Genomic DNA, 10,026 nt, shown 5'->3' on the forward strand with positions numbered 1-10,026 from the left:
TCCTGCACCGTGCTGATTACCGGCTGCACTCCGCACTACCTGATCGGTCAGCCGGTCAGAGACTGATCAGACGATTCTTTGCCTGTCCGGATGACCTGTATTACCGGATCACCATGGAAGATATCATTGAGCGGGGATTTAACCGGCTGATTGAGGTAATAAACCTCCATGATTCATCAATAGATGCCTATGCAGAAGAGATACGAAATCTTGATGCGAACCTGCTCGGCAGGATGGGAGCACAGATTTCGCCGATAATTGCAAAGGTAGGAATAGAACTCCTTGAAAAAGGAAAGAAAGACAATCAGGGCGAGATTTACGACCCACGGCATTACCCGACAAAGATGATCATCCTGGGCAAAAGTGCAGAGCCTGTTCCCTACCGGCCGGATAACATGTCACGGGCTGTTCAGGATCAGTTCTGCCTGCTTGGAGAGGACGGAAAATTCTACGAGATTATGTATAGTGCTGATGATCTTGTCATCGACTCATATCTTGCAGAGATTACCCCACGCCAGGTCATTGACCTGTACGGGTATGAAGCCATGTTTATGCTTTATAAAGCGATGCAGCAGTACATGCAAAATCAGGAAGAACTCCTGTCAGCTCTTGAAAAAACGATAAACTATATCCGATCATAATAAGATCGGCTTATTTTCCTTTCCAGCTGAATAAAGGAAACACAGGTTTGAACGGATCCTGTTCAGGCTCCGCCATACCGAGACGAAAGGCCTTGCTTTTCCGGGGGCTGTCCTCCACCTGATAGGTCACCTCGACGATCAGTGACTCAACCATCTTTGGAAGGCTCAGCCGGGTGGTTGTATCAGGTTCAAGGCGGTCAATATACCAGGGTTCATCAATACCCGCAGCAGTGATCTCAAGTCTGTCCGCGGCTTTTGTTCCGGTATTTTCAAGAATTATCTCCCGGTGATTAGGAGCCAGATCGGCAAGGATGATCGGTCGTGCATTCTTTTTTGCATCAGCCGATATAAGTGCACCAAGCAGGAGGGTCCCGGTCATAATGATACCAATGCCGGCCAGAATCTGCTGTTGTATGAGATAGAATAGGACCGTCAGGACAAGGCCGGTTGATGCGATTAGAAGAATGTGATACTGCTTTGAAATAAATGCTGAATATGACATAAAACAGAAATGGGCCCGATGCGATTCGAACGCATGACCTCCCGGTTATCAGCCGGGCGCACCACCTGGCTATGCTACGGGCCCGAGGCTCTTATCAGGTGGAACCCGCTCGTTAATAAAACTTGTGAAGACCATCGGGATGGTGGAGCGTACTGAACAGAACATGACACATACCAGGACAGGTAACATACATAGAGAATTTGATCCGGGTTTCTCTATGGTTGTACATTATCTCCTGGGAAATGAGGCGATTGCACACGGATGCCTTGAAGCAGCCGTCGATGTGGTCTGTGGATATCCGGGTACACCCTCTTCAGAGGTGATTGATACCCTGCGAATGGACACTGATTGCGCCTGTAAGGTTGAATGGTCAGTAAATGAGAAGGTTGCGTTCGAAGAGGCGCTTGCGGCATCATGGTGTGGCCTTCGGGCATTATGCACAATGAAGCATGTAGGTTTGAACGTGGCGGCAGATCCCCTCATGACATCGGCATATACCGGAACAAAAGGCGGATTTGTCATCATGAGTGCGGACGACCCCTTCGCCCATTCGTCACAGAATGAACAGGACAGCAGATGTTATGCCATGTTTGCGAAAATCCCCTGTCTTGATCCCTCCACCCTGCAGGAGGCTCATGATATGGTGCGGGATGCATTTGCCCTCTCTGAAGAGTTCCGACTGCCGGTCCTGTTTCGTCCCACCACCCGTATCTGTCACTCAAAAAGTGACGTGAATCTCGGCGGGATTGTTGTTTCAGATAGGACTGCATTGTTTGAAAAGGATGCCAGACAGTATGTCGTTATTCCCGCGCATACACGCATTCTTCACCAGAAGTTAAACCAGAAACAGCCGGCACTTAGAAAACGGCTGGTTGAGCTCGGGTACAACCGGTACGAGATAAAAGGAAAGACGGCAGTCATCTGTGGCGGAGTCGGGGCCTCGTATGTCAGGGAAGTAATTGGTCCTGATGTCTCTGTCGCAATCATTGGTGCATACCCGGTTGACCAGGAGTGGCTTGGCGCATTCATCAGCCGGCATGAGAAAGTGATGGTGATAGAAGAGCTGGCACCCGTGATTGAGGAGGTCGCACGACAGGTCAGTGGGACGGTTCCGGTGTTTGGGAAGATGACCGGTCATGTTCCGTACGAAGGAGAACTGGCACCTGACCGGATAGCCTCGTATCTTCAGGCCGCAGGGTTTGAAACCGCAATCAGCTATCAGCCGGCACAGGCCCCTGCAGCTCTTCCAGTCCGCCCTCCCATCCTCTGTGCAGGGTGTATGCACCGGACCGCCATGTATGCGATGAAGAAAGTATTCCGTGACGCGATATTTCCCAGTGATATCGGGTGCTATACACTCGGTATCCAACTGGGAACGGTTGACACCACCATCTGTATGGGTGCTTCGATCACGATCGCATCGGGGATGTCCCTTGCCGGGGAGAAGCGGGATATTGTCTGTACGATCGGTGATTCAACATTCCTGCACACCGGAATTCAGGGGCTCATCAATGCCGTATATAATGGCGCAACCATCACCGTGGTCATCCTGGATAACCGGATCACCGCTATGACCGGTCATCAGCCAAACCCGACAACAGGTCTGACTGCATGCGGCGTTGCAACCCCTGCGGTCTCGATTGAGGCAATATGCCGCGCCTGTGGAGTATCCTTTGTCGAGACGGTCAGTCCGAATGATCTGGTAACCTTCATTGATGTCCTGAAGGCAGCAAAGGCCCGTCCTGGTGTGAAAGTCGTTATCGCCCGTCAACCCTGCGTAATATCAGAGAAGCGTGCGAAAATTGTGCGGGGCCGTTATACCGTTCATCAGGATCTGTGTATCGGATGTAAAGCATGCATAAAATTCGGATGCCCGGCGATAGAACTCAAAGGAGGCCTTGCATCAATTACCGATCTCTGTTCCGGGTGTGGGGTGTGTGCGCAGATCTGCCCGGTCGGCGCTATCGGAAGAGAGGTGAGGGAATGAGTTTTGATGTGATGATTGTGGGAATCGGAGGTCAGGGAACCATCCTTACTTCCAACATTCTTGGGAGGGCCTGCGTGATAGAGGGCATCCCGGTCAGGGGAGCAGAGACACATGGAATGGCACAACGGGGAGGATCGGTGGAGAGTCAGATCCGGATCGGTCAGGAGTATGGTCCGCTGATTGCGCCTGGAACTGCCGATCTCCTTCTATCCTTTGACCTCATGGAGGCGGTCAGGGCAGCACACTGGTTAAAACCTGATGGAATCCTCTACTCAAGCAAAGAATACGTCATACCCACATCGGTCTTCATGCAGGACTATCCGGCACCGACCGAGGAGATGCTCACTGAGATGCTGGGCAGCCGGCATGCACACATAATCGATTCCCGTGCAATAGCTGAGCAGGCAGGAAATATCCTGACGCAGAATATCGTGATGCTTGGTGCTGCATCGCCCATGCTCCCGTTACAGAAAGCATCCCTGCAGGAAGCAATTCGAAAGACTGTTCCGCCAAAGACCGTTGATCTGAACCTGAAGGCATTCGAGATGGGGAGAGAAGCGGGAAAAAGTCTATGATAGCATTTATTTTTTGATATTTTGTTGATCGATATCCGGGTATTGCAAGATCTCAATTGGGAATACCATATACGCCTAATCAGAACACGGGCATTCCCGTAATCTGGTGCAAGCATCCCGGTTTCATGAACACCACACCCCTCTGCACCTCATCCGGCTCTCTGTTTTTGGTGCACCGACCCTCCGATCCTTTGCACCAGCAACGCAAACATTAATACCCGGTAACATACCACCAGTATGATCATGTCTCAAAACGTAACCGGGACAGGGAACGTCGTATCATCTGGTACGGCAGGTCGCTTTCTCCAGCGATAAGCAAAGCAGACGAAGAATTACTGTTTTCGACACGACACTCCGTGACGGGGAACAGACGCCGGGTGTGTCATTTACGCCTTCAGATAAGATCGAGATTGCCCATCAGTTATCAGATATCGGAGTCCACGTCATCGAAGCAGGGTTTCCGGCATCATCAGCTGATGAGTTCTCGACCGTGAAAGCCATTGCAGCGGAAGGGCTGAATTCCATAGTGTGCGGTCTGGCACGTTCCGTGCAATCGGATGTTGACCGGTGCATTGATGCCGGTGTTGACATGGTGCATGTCTTTATCCCGACCTCAGAGGTTCAACGGGTCCATACCATCAGAAAGAGCCATGAGGAAGTGGTTGCCATCACGGGAGATATCGTCAGGTATGCCCGTGATCATGCAGACAAGGTGCTGTTTTCTGCAATGGATGCAACAAGGACCGGAATCCATGAACTGATCGAGGTCTACACTGCAGCAGTGGAGGCAGGTGCCACGGCTATCAATGTACCTGACACCGTGGGTGTTGCAACCCCGACCTCCATGCAGGAGACGATTCGTGCATTACGCCCGAAGATTCCGGTAACCATCGATGTGCATTGTCATAATGACTTTGGTATGGCAACCGCCAATACCATATCAGCGGTAGAGGCCGGTGCAGATCAGGTTCAGGTGACGGTGAACGGGATAGGCGAGCGGGCAGGAAATGCAGACTTAGCTTGCACCGTCATGGTGATCGAATCCATCTTCGGGTATGATACGGGAATTCAGACTGAACGACTGGTTGAGACCTCGCGGATGATCTCACGGTTCTCCGGCATCATGGTCCCGCCGACATATCCGGTTACCGGGGAGTATGCCTTCTCGCATGAAAGCGGCATCCACTCACAGGGAGTCATTGAAAACGCCAGTACGTTTGAACCCGGCATCATGACACCGGAGATGGTCGGGCATCGTCGGAGATTGAAACTGGGCAAACATGTGGGCCGGCACGCCGTTCGCGAGATGTTACATCAGGTCCACATACACCCTGACGATGCCCAGATGGATGAGATCGTCAGCAGGATAAAGCAGATATCCTCACGAGGAAAGAAAGTCACCGAGCATGACCTGTATGAGATCGCTGAGACCGTGACCGGGATGTCAACCGGTGGGCGATATATCGAGCTGGTGGATATTGCCATTATGACCGGGAATCACATGATCCCGACAGCAACGGTGCGGGCACGGGTGAACGGTGTGGAGGAGGTCTGCTGCAAAACCGGAAATGGTGCTGTCGATGCTGCAATAAAGGCATTAATAGGCACGATTCCAAAACCAGCCACCTTAAAGGAGTTTAACATATCTGCAATATCTGAAGGAAGTGACGCAATCGGTCATGTCACCCTGGTGGTCGAAGATGAGAAAGGCAGACTGTTTGATGCCGCTGCATCAGGTGATGACGTGGTGTTAGCGTCCACAGAGGCGATGATGAACGCAATAAATATGGTGTACCGGAATGGCAGGAACAATCACTGAAAAGATATTCTCCGCACGATGTGGCCGGGATGTGAGAGCAGGCGAGGTGGTTATGGCACCAATCAGCGCAGCCATGATCCATGATATCACCGGACCGCTTGCAATCGAGAAGTTTTATGAAATGGGTGGCGAGAAGGTCTTTGATCCATCTCGGATCATCATGCTCTTTGACCACCAGGTCCCCGCAGACTCCCTGAACGCGGCAGAGAACCAGAAAAACATGCGGATATTTGCAAAACAGCAGGGGATTTACAATTATGATATCAGGGAAGGCGTCTGCCATCAGGTAACACTCGAGAAGGGACGGGTCTCTCCGGGTGATATCGTCATCGGCAGCGATTCACACACCTGTATGTATGGTGCAGTCGGGGCATTTGCAACCGGGGTCGGATCAACTGACATGGGGTTTGCACTCCGGTACGGATGTCTGTATTTCCGGGTTCCGGAGAGTATCCGTGCTGATGTTACTGGCAGTTTCCAGAAAAGGGTCGGGGCAAAGGACCTCATCCTCTCTATCATCAAGGATATCACCGTCGATGGTGCGACCTATAAGACGGTCGAGTTCACCGGTGAGACCATCAGTTCGATGAACATGGCAGGACGGATGACCTGTTGCAATATGGCGATTGAGATGGGAGGAAAAGCAGGGATTGTGCCTCCAGATCAGGTAACCAGGGCGTACCTTTCCGGCAGGGGCAGCTGGCGGGATGAGAATATAAGCAGCGACCCTGATGCCGTGTATGCATCATGGCGGGACTATGATGTCTCAGACCTTGTCCCGCAGGTCGCAGTCCCGCATAATGTTGACCAGGTTGTGAACGTGACTGACATTGCCGGGACGCATGTCGATCAGGTCTTTATTGGATCATGCACAAACGGACGGTTTGAAGATCTGCAGGAGGCTGCAGAGGTCCTCGGGGATAAAAAATTCTCCGATGATGTGAGGGTGCTGGTCATCCCGGCATCAAAAGAAGAATATCTCAAGGCACTCCGGGCAGGCATCATCGAGCGGTTTGTAATGGCCGGAGCACTGGTCGAGGCACCCTGCTGTGGGCCCTGTATGGGAGGGTCATTTGGACTTATCGCCTCCGGTGAGGTCTCTTTCTCCACCTCAAACCGGAACTTCAGGGGCAGACAGGGATCAGCAGAAGGAAAAGTCTACCTTGGATCTGCCGCAACCGCCGCAGCAACTGCCATTCGGGGAGAGATCACCGATCCACGGGAGGTGCAATGATGCGGGTCTGGAAATTCGGAGACAATATCGATACAGATGCCATCATCCCCGGACGGTTCCTGACCATCAATGATCCAAAAGAACTTGCAACCCATGCCTTTGAGGGGATCAGGGACGAGTTCTCAAAGGAGGCAAAAAAAGGAGATATCATTGTCGCCGGGAGAAACTTCGGGTGTGGATCATCACGGGAGCATGCACCCCTGGCCCTGACCGGTGCCGGGATACAGATGGTTGTTGCCGAATCCTTTGCCCGGATTTTTTATCGCAACAGCATCAATGTCGGACTACTCCCGGTCATCTGCCCACGGGCATCCGAGATCACGGAGGCTGATCAGGTCGTGCCCCATCTTGATGAAGGATACCTGGAGGTCTCCGGCAAGAAACTGCCCACTGAGCCGGTTCCAGAGTTTCTCAGGCGAATCATCGATGCTGGAGGGCTTGTTGCCTACGCAAAAACAATCCGGAGTGAAGATCTGTGCATAAAGTAGCGGTCATCGGTGGAGACGGTATAGGACCTGAGATCATCGAATCAGGAAAAACCGTTCTGGATGCAGCAGGAGAAAAGTTCGGATTTGATATCGAATGGACCGGGTTTGACATCGGAGCAGACCGGTATCTTGCAACCGGCGAACTCCTGACCGAAGATGACCTGAAGGAACTGGAGAAATATAAGGCCATTTACTTTGGGGCCATCGGAGATGACCGGGTAAAGCCGGGGATATTGGAGAAAGGAATCCTTCTGAATCTCCGGTTTTACTTTGATCAGTATATCAACCTGCGACCGATCCGGATGCTTGCCGGGGTGGAGACACCGCTTGCAAACAAGAGACCGGAAGACATCAACTTTGTCGTCGTCAGGGAGAATACCGAGGACTTTTATGTCGGGATCGGCTCCAGACTAAAGGGCCATGAAAAGAAGACCCTGGAAGTGAAACGGGATATCTACTCGGTGAAATTCGGTCTTGACGTCGAGACCGATTCAGATGAACTGGCATACCAGATCGGAGTTATTACCCGGGAAGGTGCAAGCCGGGTCATATCCTATGCCTTTGACCTGGCACAGAACAGAAAGAAAAAGGTCACCTCGGTTGATAAGGCAAATGTCCTGTCTGACGTATACGGCCTCTGGCGGGACGTATTCCTCGAGACTGCAGCGAAGTATCCGGGGACTACTCATGAGTTCACCTTTGTTGATGCCATCACCATGTGGTTTGTCAAAAACCCGGAGTGGTTTGACGTGGTTGTTACCCCGAATATGTTCGGAGACATCATCACTGACCTGGGCGCCATGATACAGGGAGGTCTTGGTCTTGCTCCGGGCGGGAACATCAATCCGGCAGGAACCAGCATGTTTGAACCTATTCATGGATCTGCACCAAAGTACAAGGGTCAGAATGTAGCTAATCCCCTTGCAACCATCTGGGCAGGCTCCATGCTCCTTGACCACCTGGGTGAGAAGGAAGCCGGAGCCAAAGTCCTGCAGGGCATAGAAGCATCCATCAGGGAGCAGGTTGTGACAAAGGATATGGGTGGATCTGCAAGTACCAGTGGCGTTGGTGACTGGATCGCCTCGTGGATAAAAAATTCATAAATCCTATAACCACTCTTTTTTCATACCGGATTGGTACCGCACATCCATAAAATAAGGACAGGTTGTAAGATTAACAGGCAATAATCATCTCACCCTTCTTCATCATCAGACCGGCGATAATGCTGATGATACCAAATACCAGACAGTAGATCCCAAGCAGAATGATAAGGACTAGTGATCCAGCTGTCGGGATCGGAGCAAAGCCGATGAGGATACCAAAGAGGACACCAATAAACCCGTTTACCCCGAGGAGTGCCCTGAATGGAAGCTCTTTGAATGAAAAAGCAACGAATAACTCAGTAATACCCGTGATTATTGCCCATGCAGCAATAAGAATGGTGATCGCAACAATCATCGAGAATGGTGAAATAAACGTCAGAATGGCGATGATTACTCCGATGATAGCAAGAATGAGAATCGGCCACCGGCTGGGCTGGTTTGATGAAAGACTCATCCCACCGGTCATCAGGGATATGATGAGAAGGAAAATACCAACGATATAGGCAATAACCGCTTCCATTGCAAGGGGAATTGTGAAACAGAGAATTCCAATGATCACCGCAAAGATACCACGGGCAAGCAGACTGCCTTTGGTAAGGACTTCTGGTTCCATGAGTTAGTACTCGGAGAATGGGATATTAAATTCCATCGGCTCATACGGATGTCATGATACACACGATCTCCTGTCCCATCCTGCATCTTCTGGATTGGAATAACACATATCCCCTTTTCTCAGGGTAGACGGATTGATTCAGAACAGATTCATATCCTCACAGCACAATTGACACGTATGGGTTTTGATGCATCCAAGTGTGATTTTTCCCGGTGTAAAGGGGAGTGTCTGACCCGGTGCCCCTATGTCTCATATGATGAAACAGAGGCAAAAAAACAGATACGTGCCCTTATCAAGGGTGAGATGGCTCCGATACTCAAAGAATGTATCACCTGTGCAGCCTGCAATGAATACTGCCCGCTCGGGGCAAATCCCTGGGACCTGATCCTCTGGCGACAGGAGCAGACCCAGGTGCTGGGTATCCCGAAGAATGCAAAACCTGCATCAGACTGGCTCGTAAAACCGAAGATGGTGCGTCCTGGAAAACCTAGAGGAGCACTCATATCACTCTGTGGCATTTATGAGGTTGTCCCCCAGCAGGAATTCCTGACCGGTATGATGTTTGATGATGCGACCCTCATCGGTGGCGGGGAGTACTGCTGTGGCTTTACCGAGACACATCTCGGACGCGGTTCACGACCGTATGAATTCCTCCCCTCGCTGGTCAAAAACCTTGCTGATGCTGCGAAAGAATACGGGGTATCAGAGATCGTGTTCACCCATGATGCCTGTTATAACGTGCTTACCACGATCGCTCTCCAGCAGCGGATCGAGGTCCCCTTCAGGCCGGTGCATATCCTTGAGTATATCAGAAACTGGCTGAGGGAGCATCCGGATAAGATTACTCCCCTGAATATGAAGATCGCCTATCAGGGAGGGTGCACCACCCGGTATGCCGCAAAGGAAGGTGAGATCTGGAAAGACTGGCTTGAAGATATCATGAAACTCATCGGTGTTACCTGTGTTGAGGATAAGAGAAGATATACCGGGGATAACCGGCTGTGCTGTTGCTGTAGTATCTTTCATACCCAGCATGACCGGGCGATGAAATTTCAGCAGATGAA

At 51.2% G+C, this 10,026-nt stretch carries 10 protein-coding genes and 1 tRNA gene; 8 read left to right on the top strand and 3 right to left on the bottom strand.

Annotation, left to right across the window (positions count from 1 at the left end; all coding sequences use genetic code 11):
* Positions 1-641 (top strand): hypothetical protein (locus PLA23_RS06235; RefSeq protein ID WP_324474465.1); only part of this gene is annotated, 641 nt, incomplete at its 5' end.
* A 10-nt stretch (positions 642-651) separates the two neighbouring features.
* Here PLA23_RS06235 and PLA23_RS06240 read toward each other — a convergent pair.
* On the bottom strand, positions 652-1,143 hold the full coding sequence (locus PLA23_RS06240) for a hypothetical protein (RefSeq protein WP_324328517.1): 492 nt from the start codon (positions 1,141-1,143) through the stop codon (positions 652-654).
* A gap of 10 nt (positions 1,144-1,153) precedes the next feature.
* Positions 1,154-1,227: transfer RNA gene (locus tag PLA23_RS06245), tRNA-Ile, on the bottom strand.
* 133 nt (positions 1,228-1,360) lie between these two features.
* Here PLA23_RS06245 and iorA point away from each other — a divergent pair.
* The 6 genes from iorA (at position 1,361) to PLA23_RS06275 (ending at position 8,349) form a co-directional block, all read left to right on the top strand.
* Positions 1,361-3,130 carry an indolepyruvate ferredoxin oxidoreductase subunit alpha gene (gene iorA, locus PLA23_RS06250; protein ID WP_324328515.1) on the top strand — a complete coding sequence of 590 codons (1,770 nt, stop codon included), beginning with the start codon at positions 1,361-1,363 and terminating at the stop codon, positions 3,128-3,130.
* The gene (locus PLA23_RS06255) at positions 3,127-3,705 is read left to right on the top strand and encodes an indolepyruvate oxidoreductase subunit beta (protein WP_324474467.1); all 579 of its coding nucleotides are present in this window, start codon (positions 3,127-3,129) and stop codon (positions 3,703-3,705) included. The genes iorA and PLA23_RS06255 overlap by 4 nt, the downstream gene beginning before the upstream one ends.
* 283 nt (positions 3,706-3,988) lie before the next feature.
* Positions 3,989-5,524, top strand: a complete 1,536-nt coding sequence (locus tag PLA23_RS06260; protein WP_324474475.1) for a 2-isopropylmalate synthase — start codon at positions 3,989-3,991, stop codon at positions 5,522-5,524.
* Complete coding sequence (locus PLA23_RS06265; protein WP_324474469.1) at positions 5,505-6,758, top strand: 3-isopropylmalate dehydratase large subunit; 1,254 nt, start codon at positions 5,505-5,507, stop codon at positions 6,756-6,758. Before PLA23_RS06260 ends, PLA23_RS06265 begins: the two co-directional genes overlap by 20 nt.
* Complete coding sequence (locus tag PLA23_RS06270; RefSeq protein WP_324331865.1) at positions 6,758-7,246, top strand: 3-isopropylmalate dehydratase small subunit; 489 nt, start codon at positions 6,758-6,760, stop codon at positions 7,244-7,246. Before PLA23_RS06265 ends, PLA23_RS06270 begins: the two co-directional genes overlap by 1 nt.
* Positions 7,234-8,349, top strand: a complete 1,116-nt coding sequence (locus PLA23_RS06275) for a 3-isopropylmalate dehydrogenase (protein ID WP_324474471.1) — start codon at positions 7,234-7,236, stop codon at positions 8,347-8,349. Before PLA23_RS06270 ends, PLA23_RS06275 begins: the two co-directional genes overlap by 13 nt.
* A 70-nt stretch (positions 8,350-8,419) precedes the next feature.
* Here the strand turns inward: PLA23_RS06275 and PLA23_RS06280 are convergent, their stop codons facing one another.
* Entirely contained in the window at positions 8,420-8,962 is a 543-nt protein-coding gene (locus PLA23_RS06280) for an HdeD family acid-resistance protein (protein ID WP_324331867.1), read from the bottom strand.
* 177 nt (positions 8,963-9,139) lie between these two features.
* On the opposite strand from PLA23_RS06280, the gene PLA23_RS06285 reads away from it, so the two are divergent.
* Positions 9,140-10,026 (top strand): (Fe-S)-binding protein (locus PLA23_RS06285; protein WP_324474473.1); only part of this gene is annotated, 887 nt, incomplete at its 3' end.

This window comes from Methanospirillum sp., from assembly GCF_035406105.1.
Taxonomy (GTDB): domain Archaea; phylum Halobacteriota; class Methanomicrobia; order Methanomicrobiales; family Methanospirillaceae; genus Methanospirillum.